This is a genomic window from Shinella curvata (assembly GCF_022899935.1).
GTDB classification, from domain to species: Bacteria; Pseudomonadota; Alphaproteobacteria; order Rhizobiales; family Rhizobiaceae; genus Shinella; species Shinella curvata.
In genome coordinates this window covers 1,009,898-1,025,597 of record NZ_JALJCJ010000002.1, presented here as the reverse complement: position 1 = coordinate 1,025,597, position 15,700 = coordinate 1,009,898, and the positions used below count along the sequence as shown (strand labels likewise).

At 61.0% G+C, this 15,700-nt stretch carries 23 protein-coding genes and 1 tRNA gene; 1 reads left to right on the top strand and 23 read right to left on the bottom strand.

The genetic code is table 11. The features are described from left to right. The 5 genes from MUU55_RS11205 to MUU55_RS11185 all read right to left on the bottom strand — a co-directional run bounded on the left by MUU55_RS11205 (nucleotide 1) and on the right by MUU55_RS11185 (nucleotide 5,569). Nucleotides 1-465, bottom strand: coding sequence for a structural cement protein Gp24 (locus tag MUU55_RS11205; protein WP_244760809.1), 465 nt, complete (start codon nucleotides 463-465; stop codon nucleotides 1-3). Next, nucleotides 465-1,610 carry a DUF2213 domain-containing protein gene (locus MUU55_RS11200; protein ID WP_244760808.1) on the bottom strand — a complete coding sequence of 382 codons (1,146 nt, stop codon included), beginning with the start codon at nucleotides 1,608-1,610 and terminating at the stop codon, nucleotides 465-467. The genes MUU55_RS11205 and MUU55_RS11200 overlap by 1 nt, the downstream gene beginning before the upstream one ends. Before the next feature lie 354 nt (nucleotides 1,611-1,964). Beyond that, the gene (locus tag MUU55_RS11195) at nucleotides 1,965-3,764 is read right to left on the bottom strand and encodes an anti-CBASS protein Acb1 family protein (protein ID WP_244760807.1); all 1,800 of its coding nucleotides are present in this window, start codon (nucleotides 3,762-3,764) and stop codon (nucleotides 1,965-1,967) included. A gap of 62 nt (nucleotides 3,765-3,826) precedes the next feature. Next, complete coding sequence (locus tag MUU55_RS11190) at nucleotides 3,827-5,158, bottom strand: phage terminase large subunit (RefSeq protein WP_244760806.1); 1,332 nt, start codon at nucleotides 5,156-5,158, stop codon at nucleotides 3,827-3,829. Between the two features lie 3 nt (nucleotides 5,159-5,161). Next, complete coding sequence (locus tag MUU55_RS11185) at nucleotides 5,162-5,569, bottom strand: hypothetical protein (protein ID WP_244760805.1); 408 nt, start codon at nucleotides 5,567-5,569, stop codon at nucleotides 5,162-5,164. Nucleotides 5,570-5,661: 92 nt separating this feature from the next. Between MUU55_RS11185 and MUU55_RS11180 the strand changes: the two genes are divergently transcribed. After that, on the top strand, nucleotides 5,662-5,835 hold the full coding sequence (locus MUU55_RS11180; protein ID WP_244760804.1) for a hypothetical protein: 174 nt from the start codon (nucleotides 5,662-5,664) through the stop codon (nucleotides 5,833-5,835). A gap of 43 nt (nucleotides 5,836-5,878) precedes the next feature. Here the strand turns inward: MUU55_RS11180 and MUU55_RS11175 are convergent, their stop codons facing one another. From MUU55_RS11175 to MUU55_RS11090, 18 genes are all read right to left on the bottom strand, one after another. After that, a complete protein-coding gene (locus tag MUU55_RS11175; protein ID WP_244760803.1) occupies nucleotides 5,879-6,199 on the bottom strand; it encodes a hypothetical protein in 321 nt (106 codons plus the stop codon). 43 nt (nucleotides 6,200-6,242) lie between these two features. Then, nucleotides 6,243-6,479, bottom strand: coding sequence for a hypothetical protein (locus MUU55_RS11170; protein WP_244760802.1), 237 nt, complete (start codon nucleotides 6,477-6,479; stop codon nucleotides 6,243-6,245). A gap of 81 nt (nucleotides 6,480-6,560) precedes the next feature. Beyond that, nucleotides 6,561-6,638 (bottom strand) — tRNA-Met (locus tag MUU55_RS11165). A 125-nt stretch (nucleotides 6,639-6,763) separates the two neighbouring features. Beyond that, nucleotides 6,764-7,363 carry a transcription termination/antitermination NusG family protein gene (locus MUU55_RS11160; RefSeq protein ID WP_244760801.1) on the bottom strand — a complete coding sequence of 200 codons (600 nt, stop codon included), beginning with the start codon at nucleotides 7,361-7,363 and terminating at the stop codon, nucleotides 6,764-6,766. Nucleotides 7,364-7,443: 80 nt separating this feature from the next. Next, nucleotides 7,444-7,608: a hypothetical protein gene (locus MUU55_RS11155; protein WP_244760800.1), complete on the bottom strand. Its 165-nt coding sequence runs from the start codon at nucleotides 7,606-7,608 to the stop codon at nucleotides 7,444-7,446. Between the two features lie 2 nt (nucleotides 7,609-7,610). Next, the gene (locus MUU55_RS11150; protein ID WP_244760799.1) at nucleotides 7,611-7,883 is read right to left on the bottom strand and encodes a hypothetical protein; all 273 of its coding nucleotides are present in this window, start codon (nucleotides 7,881-7,883) and stop codon (nucleotides 7,611-7,613) included. Next, on the bottom strand, nucleotides 7,880-8,458 hold the full coding sequence (locus MUU55_RS11145; protein ID WP_244760798.1) for a GcrA family cell cycle regulator: 579 nt from the start codon (nucleotides 8,456-8,458) through the stop codon (nucleotides 7,880-7,882). Before MUU55_RS11145 ends, MUU55_RS11150 begins: the two co-directional genes overlap by 4 nt. Then, nucleotides 8,455-9,096, bottom strand: coding sequence for a hypothetical protein (locus MUU55_RS11140; protein WP_244760797.1), 642 nt, complete (start codon nucleotides 9,094-9,096; stop codon nucleotides 8,455-8,457). Before MUU55_RS11140 ends, MUU55_RS11145 begins: the two co-directional genes overlap by 4 nt. Continuing rightward, a complete protein-coding gene (locus MUU55_RS11135; protein ID WP_244760796.1) occupies nucleotides 9,089-9,616 on the bottom strand; it encodes a hypothetical protein in 528 nt (175 codons plus the stop codon). Before MUU55_RS11135 ends, MUU55_RS11140 begins: the two co-directional genes overlap by 8 nt. Beyond that, entirely contained in the window at nucleotides 9,613-9,912 is a 300-nt protein-coding gene (locus MUU55_RS11130; RefSeq protein WP_244760795.1) for a hypothetical protein, read from the bottom strand. The genes MUU55_RS11135 and MUU55_RS11130 overlap by 4 nt, the downstream gene beginning before the upstream one ends. Beyond that, a complete protein-coding gene (locus MUU55_RS11125; RefSeq protein WP_244760794.1) occupies nucleotides 9,909-10,124 on the bottom strand; it encodes a hypothetical protein in 216 nt (71 codons plus the stop codon). The genes MUU55_RS11130 and MUU55_RS11125 overlap by 4 nt, the downstream gene beginning before the upstream one ends. After that, nucleotides 10,121-10,330, bottom strand: coding sequence for a hypothetical protein (locus tag MUU55_RS11120; protein ID WP_244760793.1), 210 nt, complete (start codon nucleotides 10,328-10,330; stop codon nucleotides 10,121-10,123). Before MUU55_RS11120 ends, MUU55_RS11125 begins: the two co-directional genes overlap by 4 nt. Continuing rightward, the gene (locus MUU55_RS11115) at nucleotides 10,327-12,705 is read right to left on the bottom strand and encodes a DNA methyltransferase (protein ID WP_244760792.1); all 2,379 of its coding nucleotides are present in this window, start codon (nucleotides 12,703-12,705) and stop codon (nucleotides 10,327-10,329) included. Before MUU55_RS11115 ends, MUU55_RS11120 begins: the two co-directional genes overlap by 4 nt. Before the next feature lie 143 nt (nucleotides 12,706-12,848). Further along, the gene (locus tag MUU55_RS11110; protein ID WP_244760791.1) at nucleotides 12,849-13,190 is read right to left on the bottom strand and encodes a hypothetical protein; all 342 of its coding nucleotides are present in this window, start codon (nucleotides 13,188-13,190) and stop codon (nucleotides 12,849-12,851) included. Between the two features lie 397 nt (nucleotides 13,191-13,587). Next, nucleotides 13,588-13,749, bottom strand: a complete 162-nt coding sequence (locus MUU55_RS11105; RefSeq protein WP_244760790.1) for a hypothetical protein — start codon at nucleotides 13,747-13,749, stop codon at nucleotides 13,588-13,590. Next, nucleotides 13,746-14,099 (bottom strand): hypothetical protein, encoded by a 354-nt coding sequence (locus MUU55_RS11100; RefSeq protein WP_244760789.1) that lies wholly within the window; start codon nucleotides 14,097-14,099, stop codon nucleotides 13,746-13,748. Before MUU55_RS11100 ends, MUU55_RS11105 begins: the two co-directional genes overlap by 4 nt. A 127-nt stretch (nucleotides 14,100-14,226) precedes the next feature. Beyond that, nucleotides 14,227-15,462, bottom strand: coding sequence for a ParB N-terminal domain-containing protein (locus tag MUU55_RS11095; protein WP_244760788.1), 1,236 nt, complete (start codon nucleotides 15,460-15,462; stop codon nucleotides 14,227-14,229). Then, the gene (locus tag MUU55_RS11090) at nucleotides 15,459-15,680 is read right to left on the bottom strand and encodes a helix-turn-helix domain-containing protein (RefSeq protein WP_160871285.1); all 222 of its coding nucleotides are present in this window, start codon (nucleotides 15,678-15,680) and stop codon (nucleotides 15,459-15,461) included. Before MUU55_RS11090 ends, MUU55_RS11095 begins: the two co-directional genes overlap by 4 nt. Nucleotides 15,681-15,700 lie beyond the last annotated feature (20 nt).

The window sequence follows — 15,700 nt, the reverse complement described above, 5'->3', positions numbered from 1 at the left end:
TTACTTGGTGACGCCAAGGCGGAGACGTGCGAGCTGGTTCGTGGTGCTCGTGACGCTTGCCCATTCGGCATTTTCGATGAGTTGGTTTGCCGACGAGTTGGAGACGTTCGTGAACGTCCCGGTCGGCGTCATGTAGACGGGGTCGCCCTGCGCGACGGCGACGAGCGCCGTGACCCAGATGGAGCCGGTCTTCATCACGCTGATCTGGTCGAGCGGCTTGTAGACCTCGCCGTTGGCGAACGGCAGCGTCCGGTCAACGACAGCCACGCCGGCAAACTTACCGATCGCCGCTGGCAGCGCGACAGTGTCTTCGGCGGTGGCGTAGATCACGCCGCGGCCGAAGGGGATGTCACCGGAAGAAGCACCTACGATCATCGACGTGATCCAGTGCGGCTCGGTGGTGGCGATCATGCCGGGATAACCGGCCGGCGTGTCGCGCGAGTAGGAGACGGTCGGGAACACCATTATGCGGACTCCTTCTGGTTGCCCTGCCAGGCGTTGCGATCACGCTGCAGCATGGCTTCATAGGCCTTGCTGGCATCGGTGATGGTGGCCGGGGTGGTGACACCGTCGCGAACAGCGTTGGCGAACGGATCTGGGTTCTTACTCGCTTCCTCGGCAAGGATGTCGAAGCGCGCGTCGATGTAGGCGTCAGGCTTGCCGGCAATCGCGGCATCACCGAGCTTGGCGGAAACGACCGCCTTGCGGATGGCGGCGTCGGTCAGGCCTTCGGTCTTGACATCCTTGGCGATCGACTTGGCGACGGTGATCAGATCCGCACGGGCCTGCACCTTGGCATCGAGCGCCTTTTCATCGAGCACCTTGGCCTTCAGGGCGTCGATCTCGGCGTCCTTCTTGGCGAGTTCAGCGTCCTTCGCCTCGACCTGCTTGCAGGCGTCGTCGATCTGCTTGTCTTTCGATTTGGCCATGTCGGCAAGCCGCTGCTGCAGCGTTGCGATGACCGTGGCGCCCTGGTCGGTTACTTCGACCGGGATGCCATCGACGGTAACCGTCTTCAGGGTCATGATCTTTTCCTTTTCGGGTTGCTGATCATTGGTCACAGGGGCCGCGCCCCACGAAATCGCACCGTCGCCGATGCGAGCCTTTGAACCAGCCCGCGCCCGATCGACGATCGCGAGGTGGTTGATCTTGATGTTGGTCTGGGTGGCGTTGAACGCTTCGCCCTCAGGCGTGACACCGTCGCCGAACACGAGTTCGCAGGTGTAGCCGGCGGACAGCTCGCGTTTCCCGGTTTCGACTGCCTGGATCGCCGCGGCGTCCTTCAGTATCAGCGGCAGGTGCACCCACTCGCCGTCCTTCTTGGCGGCCGTGCTGACCTCACCAACGGCGAGCTGCTTCCAGTTGTCGGCCGTGACCGCTTCCGCCGGGTGATCCATCGTCACCGGGGCGTGCGTGAAACTCTGAAGGCTGGCATCGGCAAAGACCTGATCAGCCGGGCGATAGACCCGCACCACCGACAGCTCCGGCTTGCCGACTTCACTGCCGGCATAAAGCTGGATGCCGGTGCGAACCGACCGCGCTTCGGCAACGAGGTATCCATCGGCCGTCCGACGCGTGCCGGACACCGCTACAGCGTCGGTGAATTGCATGTTGATAGTCCTCAGCCGGACTCGACTCTGGGTTGATTTAGCGCTCTTCTAAAGTCGCGTAAGAAAATTGGAGGGTGTAATGGCTAACTACTTTGTTTCTTATGATCTGAATGGTCCCAACCCCACACACGCACAAATGGACGCACACCTGAAGAAGCTCGGGCCATGCGTGCATCGCGTTCTCGAAACCGTGTGGTACGTGGGCTATGGGGGTACGCTGGAACAGCTTCAGCAGTATGTCGACAAAATACTTTCTCAAAATGACAGTCTCATTGTCATCGCCGCTAGCAATGCTCGTATGAGACATCTGCTTGTCCCGAATCAGAGTGTCATAGACTGCTGGAGTAAGTAGTCCTAACTCTCTGCGATGCTTTGGGCTGTCCCTTCATAGATTTCAGCAAAGCGCTCTGGCCCAAGCACGATCTCACCCTGATAGGGCTCGACATCGGCAAGATCAGGGGAACCCGGATCGTAGCTGATGGTGATGTGCGGCTGGTATTCCGGGTGATCCCATGAAGCGCCCTTGTCGACCATCTCGTCATGGCGCCAGCGGAGCATGTTCGAGTTGAACAGCAGGACGCGAGCCTCGCCGAACCTCTCCATCAGGCGAGCACCGCCGCGCGGGATCTTGACCTCATCTTCCCATGTCGAGCCCATTTCCATCCAATCGACGGGCGTGCGGCTGAACGTGATGGTGACGTGCAGGTCATCGGCCGGGAGCGTTGTCTTGAACCCCTGCCCCTTGGCCCATGCAATGATCTCGGCGGCGTTCAGGACGTCACGTCGCACATAGAGCGTGCGCGGCGCGGCGTCGTTCGCCGCTGCCTGCATGCGCGTCACGTTGTTCGGCTTTGCCGCGGCCTGTGCTGCGGCAGCAGCCGCAAGCTCATCGTCTGACGGCTCCTGCTCGCTCAGCTTGCCGTATTCCTCGATCGCAGCGTCGAGGCCAGGCAGAACGCCATCCTCGACTAGCCGATTGACGAGAGCGTCGGAAACAGCCTCGCGCGGGACGATTTCCTGGCCGGCCGTCGTGCCAACGAGCTGGCGAGCGGCGTCGGCCGTGATCTTGAAGATATCGGCCCGCTCCTTCTCGCTCATCTGCTCCAGAGGAGCCCAGCGATAGTGGACATCGGGGTCAACCACGCCGGCCGATCGCTCGATGCATTCGTCAAGACGGGCCATGGCTGGCTGAAGCTCCAGTTCCTGCATCGACTGGATGCGGTCGTGGTAATTCTTCATGTCCGACGTGCCGGTCGAGTTCATGCCGGCGGGCGACTGCCCCAAGAGGCGCGTTACCGGAATGTCGGCAGCACCGGACACGATCTGCATGAAAGCCATGAGGATATCAGTCAGGCCGGCGAGCGATGCGCTCTTGGTGTCATATTCCTCTTCCTTGTCGAGAAGCAGCGTTCCGTTGATGCCCTTCGACATGTTCGCGAGCGTATAACGCTCAATGATTTTCGAGCGATACACCTCGTTGTTCAATGAAGCCATGAAGTCTGGGATGCGGATGACATCGACCTTCGCCTCGAATACGAGGGAGGCGATATTGCCGGCCGTGCTGTCCGCATTCTTGATCGCGTCGAGCGTGGACTGAAGAACGCTGTCGCCCCAGCCCTGCCAAACGTTCGTCGAGATCTCGTCATCGGCTGGCATCGCGCCAGAGAACAGCACCAGGCGCGATGGGTGGATGACAACCTGCTGCCCGTTGTTGCCCGAGAGGGTGTAGTCCCTCGGCTTGCCGTACCATTCAGATTCCGGGTTGCGCTCGATCTCGCCTGCACTCAGCTTGCGGCGCGTGATCACGTTCAAGTAGCGGATGCCGCCCCTGCCGATCCGCTCAACGTCCAGAGGCTTCGCCGCGTCGGCATCGCCCGTGCCGATGTAAAGCGCCGCGCCGCCGAAGAGCCGGGCCTTTTTCATGGCCTCCAGCACCTTACCCTTGACGTTCAGGCGCTTCTCTTCATCCTCGATCGCCTCAATCTGCGGCTTCTTCGCCTGCCAGCCGCGCCACTTGCGGCAGGCGTCGAGCGCCGGAATGTCCACGATCTTCCGCGGCAGCCATGCAGTGCTGTAGGCGGCGATCAGTTGATCGTCCGTCATCACCGTATGAGCGTAGAAGGTCGTCGCGGCCTTGTCTCGGTCGGTTCCCATGCGGGACACCAGGCTCGTGAGGCTATCACGAGCGAAGGCGAGAATGTTCCCCATCGGCTTCCTCAAAGGTTGTCGAGCGAGAAGGTGGAACCCCCAAGCATCAATTCTGTCAGCGCCCAGACAAGTGCGTCGGCTCGGTCAGGCGAACCTTCCCCGAGATAGCCAGAGGGCGTGAAATTGCACATCTGGTCCTCAAGATCGGGAAAGTCCCCGACGTGATGAACCCTACCCTGTTCATAAAGTGCGCTGATCGGCTCGGCTCGGACGGCCTTACCGCGGCTTGCGACCACTTCCTTGAAAGCCGCTTTCTTGTCAGCGGTGGAGACGGTGAATCTAACCATGTCGCCGCCGAAGTTACGCTCGCCGATTATCCGATGCGCTTCATGTCGGTGGTAGAGATCGACGGCTCGTCGTCCCCAGCCTTCGGGCGACATCTGGCACGTCCCGTCCTCGATCACATATCCGTGCCCATCTATGCCGAGTCCCGCGACGACGATGCCGATATCGTCCCCGGCGCCGTCTCCCCGTGTACCTGACGGGTCTACGGATACGACGATGCGGCGCATTTCTGGCAACGAGGCAACGCGCAGGCTGTCTATGCCCGGCATCGTCTTGCCGTCAGGCGCCTTGCGATCCTCCAGCGCCCAAAGTGCGCCGCTGACATCGCTCGCCCATTCGCCTGCCTCAAAGCGCAACCGCTTGGCTGCTGACATCGATGCGAGGACGTCGAAGTATTCCGCCGGCAGGTTATCGACGTTGTCTGCAGGGTTGACCTGCATCTCGACGTAGTCTTCAGGCTTGGCCAGCACCTCCTTGGTGCCTGGCTTCATCTTGGCCCGGAACATCTGGTAGCTCCAATGGAGCTTCGATGGCGGGTTGCAGTCGAAGTATGCCTTCAGCGTAAGGAACGCGCGGCCAGTGGCCAAAGCGATCGCCGGCGCCAGTTTGCATTTCTGGGCCAGACGAGACATTGCCGTCTCGACTGACGCCCATGGGATCTGGCTGCTCTCGTTGAAATAGAGAGTGGCATACTCCTGGCCGAGGATCTTCTCGACCCTCTCCTTGTCATCGAGGCCCCCGATCCAGATTTCGGAATCGTTGGGCAACTCGACATAGAAATCCGTCTTGTCGAACCTTACCTTAAGTGACGGGAAGCAGAGCGATAGGACCTTTGGCAGCGTATCGGACCAGACCGAGGTCTTGGCGTGGTTGAAACGGAAGCGGAAGATGACATGGCGAGAACCTGGCGCGTTGATGGCTCGCTGAATTAGCGCACGCACCAGAACGAACGTCTTGCCAGAGCGAGACCCGCCCCTGAGCATGATGTTGCGGGCCGGGCCGGCCAGCAGACGGTTAGCCTCTCGCTGCTTCTCCGTAAGCTTTGCTGGTTCCATGCATCACAGATTGGCATCCTCTGCCAAGACGCTGATTGCGATCGGCGATCCGTTGGGGCCGGAGTGCTCGACAGACGCCAGCTTGGCGTGAACGTAGGGCGCGGCGTCTCGGGCGGCATCCTGCGCCATCTGGCGAAGCCCGGCTGTCTTCTTCACCTCAGCGAGGAGAAACTTGAACTGCTGCTCGGGCGTGGCGTCACTCGGCACCTTGTCGGAGAACTCCTCGGCCGTGAGTCCTTCCAGAGTTGCTTCGGCGTCGAGTGCCACCTGCTGGAAGTGCCGCATGTTTTCGAGCATCACATCGAGCGGCGACATGCCTGTGGCAAGCGAACGCTCGGCCACCTCTCTGGTGCGCTGTGTGAGAGCCCCGGCCGGGCGGCCAGCGCCGTCACGTTTACCGCCACGGGCCATTTTGATTTCCTTTGATTAAATTCAAAGATTGCGCGAACTTCTCATGCCGGGCATTTTTCAGGACTGGCATGGGCTAACCTTGGGAGGGCAGGATGGACGACGTGCCGCCGTTCGTGATTGGCGTAGAGAAAGAACAGGCGCACTGGGTAGTGATTGTGGAAGAGCGCAATCAACCTGAGCGCAAGCACCGCTTTGTGAGGGAAGAGGCTGCGCATCAAAGGGCGCGCGAGGAAAGTGCGCGGCTTTCAGAAAAATACTCTGGCTGAGAAGCCGGACGTAAGCCCGGCTCTCGTTTCGGGTATGCGGGGATTAGCAGATACTTCGGGCTGACAGGGCGGACGAGAATTCCGCCTTCCCGAGATCAAGCATGGCGTTGTGGCTCTCGAAGCCGCTGGGCTCGCCCGCGGAGAGCAACATCGTACCGTGAGAGATGCCGGACACATCAAAGCGGCTGGCCCAGTACGGACGATAGGCCGGGAGGTAGCGATCGACGAAAACCGTCCTGGTGACCGCGACGCCGTCGATCTCTGTCACCCTCGCCTGAATGCGCTTCCACTGGTCGGCATCCGGAGTGCCAGCCATGCCTTCGGTGAAGCCTTCAAACCATGCTTTGAATTCGGAGAGGGTCATGTCCTGGTTCCTTTCTGCTGGGGTGGAGGGTTAGGCGGGAAGATCAGCGGGGCAAAGGTCCTTGCTCGGACGGATAGGAAGTCTCGCCAAAGCGCCAGAAGCCGAGAAACCATGAGAGCCTGAAAGAGACGCCATACCACCGCGCGATCTGGTGATCTGTGTAGTTGTTCAGGCCCTCAGTCTTGCTGGCCTTGTTGAGGAGACTTCCTGTGTACGCTCTCAGCTTGGTCGGATGGCTCGGCTCACCCTTATGGAGCCTGAAGCCGAGGAAGCCGCTCATCGCTCTCTCCTGAAATGAGAAACCCGCCAACGGGTGACAGACCGGGGCGGGCTCTCTGGCGCTTCACCCGCAGAGGTGAACTGGTTGCGGTGGCAGGATTTGAACCTGCGGCCTCCAGCTTATGAGGCTGGCGAGCTACCGGACTGCTCTACACCGACAGAAAATTGGCAATAGTTTTCCACGGCGGGGCGCGGTGAAAATCGCCCCGTGGCCCGGCGTGTATTCCCTCGTTAATCGAGGTCCGCGATCAGAACAGCCACAAATCACCAAAGATTGCAGTAACATTAAGCGACTTCTTCGATCTCCGCAAGAGTCTCGGCGGCTTGAAGCTTGTCCAACCTGTCGATAAGTGCCCTCACCTGCGATTGGGCGCCTTCGCTCATGCGATCAATGACGACATCGGCCCAGTCGCGAAGCGGGACAGTGCGGACGCGCCCCTTCGGCAGGATCTTCTTGAGTTGACCGCGAAGCTGCTCACTGCGCTTGAAGCGGCGGTTCTCCATCTCCTGCCAGCCGGCTTGCTGCTCCGCCTGGGCGGTGTCGAATTCCGCCAACATGAGCTTTGCGATCAGGCTCTCCGGGAACTGCACCGGCCCGGAAAGACGTGACGCCGACAGCATGCAGACAACGCCCTCGACACCACGCACCTTTTCGAACTCAAGTTCCGGCAGGTGAACGAAAGCGTATCCGACGAGGAACGGGATACGGCGCTCGATCATCTTGTTGGTGCGGTGGTGCTTCAGACGCAGCCATGACGCCGGCATATAGACGTCGATACCCTTCTGCCTAAGCTGGCGCTCGATGATGCTCTCGCCCTTCCGGCGCTCGGCGGCTTCCTTCTCCTTTTCAGTCGCGTTCGCTGCAATCGGCAGCGGCCGTGCCATTCGCTGCGTTCCTGGCTTGGTGCGGACAGCGTACCAACGTTCATTGCTTGCCATGGTCATGTTCCTCGTGTTGCCGCCGTTCAGTCTTGCCGCTCGATAAGTTCTGCGATGTACGATGCGAAAAGAGCCATGAAGAGAATTGGAATGAGCATCCGGGCGCGCTCCTGATCGCCCGCCAGCTTGTCCAAGACGGCGACGGTGCCAACACCCCAAAACCAAAGATCGATCTTCTTGCTCGTCTTCATCCTCACCCCTCCTTGCCGTTGAGGGAGACGTCGAGCATGGCGCGCCCTTGGCTGGTGAGGCCGTAGCCAGCGCCATGGGGCTCTCCGTCATCGGTCCACGACGTTCGATAGAATTTCGCCAGCCCCTTGCGTGCGAGACCTCGAACGGCGCGGCGAACCTTCTTGTGATCTAACTCAGCGCGCTTGGCGACAGTCGAGAAACTGATCACGTCAAAGTCAGGCTCGGTCTCCCGCCACGCTGAGAATGCCTTGGCCTCATATCCTACGAGTTTCATGCCGCATGCCTCCTTAGATCGTTCGACGCCCGCTGCTCGGATATCGTGCCCTTGCCGACGCTGCGAAGCTGGTGATGGTCGCAATAGGTTCCGGTGGCCGGATGCCCGCAGAACTGGATATCGGCCTTGCTGCCGGTGATCGGCCAGCGGCATTCGGTGGCGTCGAGCTCGAAAAGGCGCTTGAGCGTGGCCGTGGCGTCGTAGGCCTTCGCCTCTGACGGTTCGGGGGCCTTGCGCTCTTTCGGGGCCCGTGGCGGCGCGGCGGCGCGCTCTGCCTCGCGTTGGAGCCTGGCAAGCCGGCGTCGTTCCCGCTTAGCATTGTTCTCGCGGTGGCGACGGTCGGTCAGACGTTCATGGCTGCGCTTCGTCTCACCCCAGCCGCGCAGCGGGTATTCAGCTAGTTCCGAACGATTCCTGGCATAGATGCCCATGATCACCATGCGTGAAAGCTGCTCGTGCGTTCGGGCCGCGACGGCGTTTGCGATGTCGAGCGCCGACATGCCGGGGGCATAGAGTTCCTTGATCAGCTCGATACGGGCGGTGGTCTTCTCGGTGCGCCGGACGTGGATGTTCATGACCGTTTTCCCTTCACAAGGCGGGTTTCGGGAAGCTTCGAGACGTGCGGGCGGCGAACGCGTAGCTTGTCCATCTCGGCCTTGGTTTCGGGCGATGTACCGATATGCGATCGGCCGGTGACCGGCAGCGGAGCGCCCGCCTTGGCGGCGGCGAGCATGACGCGAACGCGAGCCCGAACGGCTGGATCGGCGCGCTCGACGGCGAGCGCCGCGCGACGGGCCTCGTCCTCGGCGCGCTCAAACAGGCGCTCGGCTTCGTTGCGCAAGCCGTTTTTCTCGCCGATGAATGGCGCGATGATCGACCTGGCATGCCGCGCAAACTCGGCGCAGGTCGGCATGAACTGGCCGGTGTGGTTCGCGACGCGGCCGGCTAGGAAGTCGTTCGTCGCTTCGGAGACAGCCCATTCCGGCAGGTCGCCGCAAGCCGTTTTGAACTCTCGGGCGAAATCCGCCATCTCGACATCCGGCTGGGGGCGAAGCTGGCCGCGCAAGCGAACTGCAGCATCCCGCAGTGCTCCGGTGTCGCAGCGCCGTAGCAGCATGTCGATTTCTCCGACGCGCGCCGCGATCTCCCTCGCCCGTCGGCGGTACCGCTCGGGAAGGCGCTCGAAGATGTCAGCAGGGACGAGATCAGCCATCGATGAAAGCCTCCTTCAGTTCGATGATGTCGGATTTTTTTTGCGCGCCAGCGCTGGAAGAAAAATTGCCTAATTTTTCTGACTGGCTCTTAGCTCTTGGCTTATGGGGCTTATCCTCCCCCATATGCCAACCCTTATCCGACGCGGAATTTCCCGAAGGATTTGAAAGGGTTGGGTTGCCGCCCTTTTTGCCGTTATTCCGCGCCGTAGCGGCTTTGCGCGCGTCCCGGATCATTCTCCGGGAGTAGATGCGGCCTTGCCGATCACGGGAGAACACGCCGTTTCGTTCCAGCTCGCCCAACAGGGAAGAGATCTCGGATTCCTGGCGCCCGGTCAAAAGAGCGAGCCCGGTTTCATCGAGACCCTTGCCTGCTACCGCGACGTAGCCGATCGGGTCATGTGCTGCCGCAATGCAGAGCATGCGCATCCAGAGGCCTTGCGCCGCGAAGGAGCTAAGGCGAACGGCATGATCGGTCTCCCAATCCTGCCAGAAGAATTTGGACCAGATGACGCCGCTCATGGGGCTACCCCACGCGCGACGGATTGGGAGAATGCAACCGCGTCATCAACGCTGTGAAGGCTGAACACGGGAGAGCCACGCCAGTCGTCAGCGAATGACTGCTGGTTGGCGTTCAGGCCTTTGCCATATCCCTTGGTGCCGGTTTTGACCTCGACGAGGTAATTCCGGCCGCGGAACCCGCAGAGGAGATCAACGGGCTTGTCGAGGCGGTACACGCTGAAGCCAACACGCTCCAGAACGGCGATAATCGCCGGCTCTGATTCATCTCGCTTCGCGTTGTGGCGGGGCATGCTCATCTTGCCGCCCTCTCCTTGTCGCGGGCGGACTGCTGGTGCTCACGGTGCCAGCCGTTGAAAGCCCGATAGGCTGCTCGGGCCTCACTCAGCGCGCTGTAAATCTCGCCCTCGGTGCGGCCCATGATCTGGGCTATCTCGAGAGTGTCGTGCTCGCCGTCTCGGCCGCTGAACAGCCTGCCTATTTTGAGGAGCTCGCTATTGGTGAAGGTCATAGGCCAAGATCCCCTTGGCGCTCGGCCTGCTGACGAGCGAGGTTGTCGAAACCTTCAATCGCTTGATCGAGCGTCGCGATGTGGCGTGCGTAGCGCTCTCGCCACTCGGGAGTGCGGCGCGATCCGTTGGCTTCCACCGTCAGTATCTTGTCCTGGCGGATCTCGCGCAAATCGATTGCGATGGTGCTTGCCGGCTTCCGCGTCACGCCGCTTCCTCCTGACGATCGAAAATGTCGAACATCGTCGGCGTCGCAACTTCTCGCTCCATAGCCTGAAGGTACTTGATGCCGTCGAGGAAATAGCCGGGGTTAAGCTCGGAGGCGCGACCGCGGCGGCCAAGCTTCAGCGCACGGTAAGGGACCGTGAACAAGCCGCCGAACGGATCGAAAACCAGATCCCCTTCATTCGAGAACCTCTTGATGAGGCGATCGACGATATCAAACTGGAGCGGGCAGATATGGTTCTCCAGGCCCTTCTTGGTCTGCTCTCCGTTCAGCGTCCGCATGCGGTTCACGTCATGCCAAGTGAACGCGTCGTGCGCGCCGGGCGCCAGGCTCATAAAGGTGGACGGCAGCGCGCCTCGGACTTCGAGCGCCTCCCCGATGCGGATATGGATCTCGTAGTCGTAGACGTTCTTCATCGTCCACTCGGTGAAGGCCTTCGCCAGAAGATCCGGGCCAAGGCTGGCGAGCTCTTCTGGGGTCGGAAGCCGATCGCCGGAAGAGCGCCAAAAGGCGTGAGCATCGACCTGCCACCGGGCGCGGGTGTAATCGTCTTTCGACTTGGAAACGCGCTCGTCGGCGTAGGCCTTGGAGGTGTCGGACGGCAGCTTGCGGAAGAGCAGGATGTATTCGGGCGAGCCCACGCCCATCTTCGTGCCGTCCTTGCAGTTTTCGGACCAGCCGAGGCGATAGGTCTGGTTATTCTCGCGCACCACGTCCGTGTTGACGGTGATCATGCCCATGTAGGCAAACCCGTGCTGCATGGTGTGGAAGAGAGTGCGGGCGTGGAACGGGTTGACTGTCGGCATACCCATGCCGGTGACGTTCCCGAATAGGATGCGGTCCTTGGTGTGGCAGGCATAGACCCGACCGGGCTTGAGGATCCGAAGCAGTTCGGGTGTCAGGAAGTCCATCTGCTGGAAGAAATGACCATCGCCGTCAGTGTGGCCGAAGTCATTGTAGCTCGGCGTGTACTCGTAGTGGTTCGAGAACGGGATAGAGGTGACGATCAGGTCGACGGAGTTGTCGGCCATGGATCTCGCCTCTTCGACGCAATCGTTATTGGCTACCTGCCACCCCTCGCCGCGCGCTTCGATCCGCTCGACGCCGATGGAGCGGGTCAGGACCTCGGCAGCCGAAAGCTTGTCGAGACCATGTTCACGGATGATTTCGCTCATTTTCTCGACCATGCGATTATGTGCCTCCCATTTGGCTTGGAGGGTGCGCAGGACCTCGCGCTCGCTCTCCGCGTAGATGATGTGGATCTCGACCTCTTCGACCTGCAGGAAGCGGTAGATGCGGTGCAGAGCCTGGATAAAGTCGTTGAACTTGAAGCCGATGCCGAGGAACACAGCCTTGTGGCAGTGGCGCTGGAAGTTGCAGCCGGAGCCGGCGATGACAGGTTTAGCGGCGAGGTACTGAAACTTGCCCTCGCTGAAATCGACGATGGCCTCTTCGCGCATCTCAAGATCCTGGGTGCCGTAGATCGACACGGCCGACGGAACGGCGCGCTCGATCGCGCGGCGCTCGTCTTCAAGATCGTGCCAGATGATGAAATGATCGTTCGGGGCGCCAGCAAGGATCTCGGTCATCTTCGCGATGCGAGCCTCGAGGGTATCGCGCTTCTCACGGGATGCCGACACGACGCCGACGGCGGTATCCCGGAAGAGCGCGGCTTGGCCGTCGCGATCAATGCCGCCGTCCGCGATGTTCGATTGAACCTCGTGGTAGATGACCTTGAACGGTGGCAGATCGTATCCTTCCGCCGAATGGCCCAGGTCGGCCGGCGACTGCAAAAAGATCGCCCACGAATTAAGCCACAGCCAGAATTCACGCTCCTTGTGCGGGTAGAGCGTCAGATTGTTGGCCTGGGTGCTGTCGCGCTGGAAGAACCGCGTCAGGGCCTGCCCGGTGTCCATGATGCCAAGGAACCCGGCGTAGTGGATCAACTCCTTATATCGGTTCGGGCTAGGTGTGGCCGTGGCGACGAAGCGGTACCGCACTTGATCGAACAGCGAGAGGAATGTCTGGTAGGTCTTCGAGCCATAGGAGCGAAGCACAGACGCCTCGTCCAGGCTGACGGCCGTGAACTGGTTCGGATCGAGCTTTCCGTCGCGAACGGTCTCATAGTTCGTCATGTAGATGCCGGTCTCGCCAGCTTCCTCGATGCGACGAATGAACTTGATATCGACGTCGAGCATCTTGCCGTCTCGGCGAAACTCCTGGCGGACGCCGAGCGGCAGGACGAGCCACGGCCGGCGACGGCGGCGCAAACGAGGCGTAGGACCTCGATCTGGATAACCGACTTGCCCAGGCCGAACGCGGCGAAGATGGCACGCTTCCCGCCGCGCGCCGCCCATACCACGATATCGCGCTGATGGGGCTTGAGGATCGGGTTCACGTCATTATGAGAGATCGGCAGGCCTGAGACCGGCGCGAGACGGATTTTGCCTTTGAGGAAGTCGCCGTAATCCATCGTCATTCCCCCACGATCCAGTCGGCCCTATCGGCCCATTTCCGAGAACGGTCGCGCCAGCGCTTCGCGATGCGCAGCCGCCTCAAAAGCGGCAATCTTTTCATCCAGCGAAGCCAGACGGGCGGTAAGTTCTCGTTGCTCACGGTGAGCCTCCTCGACGAGGGCCGCCCTCAAGGCGTCCATTTCTTCGCTATCGATGCGGCGCGCATTGCCCTCCCAGATCGAACGGGCGCGGCGCTGCGTGAAGTCTTTGGTGACGCGTGGCGAAATGAACCGCACAGCGTGATAGAAAATGTTGTCGAGCTTGCCGTAACGATGGATCGGCCAAGCGTCTCTCATCAAATCTCTGGCTGCTATGCTCGGGCTCATTCCCTTGTTCCTGCTTGCCTTTCGCTTGGGGCGTCGCCCCAAATTCTTGTGTTCAAATCCCGACACCTTGTCGTGCTCCCGTGCGATTGTTCTCGTGTCGAAGGAGAACTGTCATGGACAGGATCACTACTGAGAAACGAGATGGCTCCGATGAGCTTGCCGGCTCTTGTGAAGCCATCTCGTCCGGTCCGCCTGGGCCGAACCGTCTAATTCCATTCCCGGTGGCCGCCGCAGCCAAAGGCCGGGATACTGAGGGCGCCGGGGTATCCTCGGCTTCGGCGTCCTCGTTCGTTCCGTTGGGAGATGCCGTGCACGCAGTCGTTCTGCGGCTTCGAGGCGATTTCCCAAGGATAAGGGTGAGCGGGCAGCTTGGAGGAGGAAGCCGCCCGCTCGATGATCAGCAGGAGGGGGACCGCTGACCAAATTTCGAAACCTGATCGCCTTCCGGCGCGCCTGAGGATTCGCCGCGTCCGTCGTCACGGTCGGCCAAGGCGTATGCCAGAGCCGTCGCGCCGCAGAGGATCGTGAAGCCGATGATGCCGTAGATGAGCCAGCTCATGCGTCCACCTCTACCGGCTTCCCGGTCTTATTCAGGAGGCTGCGGAGGATGGACATGCCAAGGTCAGTGCCGCGCTCGACGGCAGGCCGGAAGCGCCACGCCGAAAAGCCTGGCTCGAACTTGAAGCCGTGCGCAGCGACAAAGTGGGAGTTGTCCAACTCAACCAGCAGAAGACATATCTCGCCAGAAATCGTCGTGGTCCTGACATCACGGACGGTGTAGACGCACCCCTTTACCGGATACTTCGCGCCAAGACGGGTTGCGCGTGCTTTGGGCACGATTCCATCCCCGACACGAACGCTGTCGTCCACGAGAACGACCTTCTGCCCAATACGGAAATTGCACGTCATGCTGCCTTCCTCCTCGGACGGGATTGATGGGAACGGACGAATGGAAGCGCGCCGGGAGTTGCCTCAACCGCGAACTGGGCTTCCTGATCGACCGGATAGGTGTGTTCTGTCTCAGGACCGCGCGCCGTCATTCCGCAGCCTCCAGAGCTTCCGCCAGCCCGAAGGCGGTCATGATGTCGTCGGCACGGTCGGGCATCGCCTTGGCCAGATCGGCGGCGATCTTCTTTTCCTGTGCCGTGGTGAAATTGCGTGCGGCGCGCTGCCACTCGATCAGGTCGAGGAGCACGTCCGCCCCGGTGTATTCTTGAACGGGGTAGGAGAAGCCGTACTTGCGGGCGATGGTGTACCGGTTCCAGCCGTCTATGATCACGTCACCCTGGCGGATGATCGGCTCGCGCACGCGGTTGACGGCGATGTCCTTCTCAAGGCGGTCGTATTCGGCCTTGGACAGTTCCGGGAAGCAGCTCGCGAACGGCAGGCGCTTCACTCCGGACTGCGGCACGTATTCCATGACGACGCCGGCTGCGGGGAGAGCGGTATTGGCGGTGCCCTCCCCTGTAGAAAGAACCGTGTTGTTTTGGTCTGCGCGCTCCGCGCCGCCATCTACATCGTCGCCTCCTGCGTTGGCGGCGGCGCGATCTCGTTCTGCTGCCGCCTCGCGGTCAGTCTCGCGCTCGTCGCTGGTTGGTGCCGTCGCTTCGCCTTGAGTGGCGACGGTGGCTTTCTCGGAATGGGAATTGGTGGCTTGCCCCGATTGGGCGTTGCAGTATGCCGACGTTTCGTCGGACCGGCCTGGAGTACGCTGATCCGCATCCATTTTTTCGCCGCCAGCATCGGGACTTGGTATGCTCGGTTCGCCACCGGAAACCGCCAAGGCTGCGGGCCGGCTGTTATTGGACACGACGCTTTCTTCCGCCTCGCGCGTCGTCAGCGAGGGTGTGGAGGCGGGAGACGCGCCCTCCGAAGCTTCTTCCGCCGTTACCGGCGCTGTTCTGATGTCTTCGTGCTTGGTGAGGATGGAAAGGCCACCGTCGGAGCGGCGAGCAGCTGCGTAGCCGTTGCCCTCACGTGCACGTGCGCGTGTGAGGAGCGAAACGTAGTCGTCGATGCGCTCGCCTTTTTCCTCGCGCTTCTCCTTCGCCTTTTCGTCAAGGCGCATCTCGCCAATAGCACCCTTGAGCGCGGCGACTTCGGCGGACACATGCTTGCCGTCCCACCCAAGACCGCGCAGTTCTTCGCGCAGATCGGCGTAAATCTGTTTCAGGTCATCGGCCGCCTGCTGGCGCATGTCCTCGGCCTCGTTGATGAGGCGGGCAACGCGAGCAGCCATGTCGTCGGGGATAGTCTGAGGATCGCCGATCATGCCGCGGCTCCCGAGGCAGCGACCAGACCGGCCAGATCGGGCCGAAGCTCATGAGGCGGGATGCCTGTTGCCTCAGAAACAGCTTGAAGGTTCTCAGCGGGAATGCGCCGTTTACCAGTCTCATATCGAGACCATTGGACGCCGCTAACGCCGACGAGTTCTCCGGCCTCTTCGATGCTGAGTTTGCGCGCCTTGCGCCATGTCCTGATCTTTTCCATGACGCGAAATTACCATATTG

What these genes read in the sequence shown, in the direction of transcription:
- MUU55_RS11205 (WP_244760809.1), bottom strand. Translation starts at nt 465, where the DNA reads ATGGTGTTCCCGACCGTCTCCTACTCGCGCGACACGCCGGCCGGTTAT.
- MUU55_RS11200 (WP_244760808.1), bottom strand. Translation starts at nt 1,610, where the DNA reads ATGCAATTCACCGACGCTGTAGCGGTGTCCGGCACGCGTCGGACGGCC.
- MUU55_RS11195 (WP_244760807.1), bottom strand. Translation starts at nt 3,764, where the DNA reads ATGGGAACCGACCGAGACAAGGCCGCGACGACCTTCTACGCTCATACG.
- MUU55_RS11190 (WP_244760806.1), bottom strand. Translation starts at nt 5,158, where the DNA reads ATGGAACCAGCAAAGCTTACGGAGAAGCAGCGAGAGGCTAACCGTCTG.
- MUU55_RS11185 (WP_244760805.1), bottom strand. Translation starts at nt 5,569, where the DNA reads ATGGCCCGTGGCGGTAAACGTGACGGCGCTGGCCGCCCGGCCGGGGCT.
- MUU55_RS11180 (WP_244760804.1), top strand. Translation starts at nt 5,662, where the DNA reads ATGGACGACGTGCCGCCGTTCGTGATTGGCGTAGAGAAAGAACAGGCG.
- MUU55_RS11175 (WP_244760803.1), bottom strand. Translation starts at nt 6,199, where the DNA reads ATGACCCTCTCCGAATTCAAAGCATGGTTTGAAGGCTTCACCGAAGGC.
- MUU55_RS11170 (WP_244760802.1), bottom strand. Translation starts at nt 6,479, where the DNA reads ATGAGCGGCTTCCTCGGCTTCAGGCTCCATAAGGGTGAGCCGAGCCAT.
- MUU55_RS11160 (WP_244760801.1), bottom strand. Translation starts at nt 7,363, where the DNA reads ATGGCACGGCCGCTGCCGATTGCAGCGAACGCGACTGAAAAGGAGAAG.
- MUU55_RS11155 (WP_244760800.1), bottom strand. Translation starts at nt 7,608, where the DNA reads ATGAAGACGAGCAAGAAGATCGATCTTTGGTTTTGGGGTGTTGGCACC.
- MUU55_RS11150 (WP_244760799.1), bottom strand. Translation starts at nt 7,883, where the DNA reads ATGAAACTCGTAGGATATGAGGCCAAGGCATTCTCAGCGTGGCGGGAG.
- MUU55_RS11145 (WP_244760798.1), bottom strand. Translation starts at nt 8,458, where the DNA reads ATGAACATCCACGTCCGGCGCACCGAGAAGACCACCGCCCGTATCGAG.
- MUU55_RS11140 (WP_244760797.1), bottom strand. Translation starts at nt 9,096, where the DNA reads ATGGCTGATCTCGTCCCTGCTGACATCTTCGAGCGCCTTCCCGAGCGG.
- MUU55_RS11135 (WP_244760796.1), bottom strand. Translation starts at nt 9,616, where the DNA reads ATGAGCGGCGTCATCTGGTCCAAATTCTTCTGGCAGGATTGGGAGACC.
- MUU55_RS11130 (WP_244760795.1), bottom strand. Translation starts at nt 9,912, where the DNA reads ATGAGCATGCCCCGCCACAACGCGAAGCGAGATGAATCAGAGCCGGCG.
- MUU55_RS11125 (WP_244760794.1), bottom strand. Translation starts at nt 10,124, where the DNA reads ATGACCTTCACCAATAGCGAGCTCCTCAAAATAGGCAGGCTGTTCAGC.
- MUU55_RS11115 (WP_244760792.1), bottom strand. Translation starts at nt 12,705, where the DNA reads ATGGGCGGCGCGCGGCGGGAAGCGTGCCATCTTCGCCGCGTTCGGCCT.
- MUU55_RS11110 (WP_244760791.1), bottom strand. Translation starts at nt 13,190, where the DNA reads ATGAGCCCGAGCATAGCAGCCAGAGATTTGATGAGAGACGCTTGGCCG.
- MUU55_RS11105 (WP_244760790.1), bottom strand. Translation starts at nt 13,749, where the DNA reads ATGAGCTGGCTCATCTACGGCATCATCGGCTTCACGATCCTCTGCGGC.
- MUU55_RS11100 (WP_244760789.1), bottom strand. Translation starts at nt 14,099, where the DNA reads ATGACGTGCAATTTCCGTATTGGGCAGAAGGTCGTTCTCGTGGACGAC.
- MUU55_RS11095 (WP_244760788.1), bottom strand. Translation starts at nt 15,462, where the DNA reads ATGATCGGCGATCCTCAGACTATCCCCGACGACATGGCTGCTCGCGTT.
- MUU55_RS11090 (WP_160871285.1), bottom strand. Translation starts at nt 15,680, where the DNA reads ATGGAAAAGATCAGGACATGGCGCAAGGCGCGCAAACTCAGCATCGAA.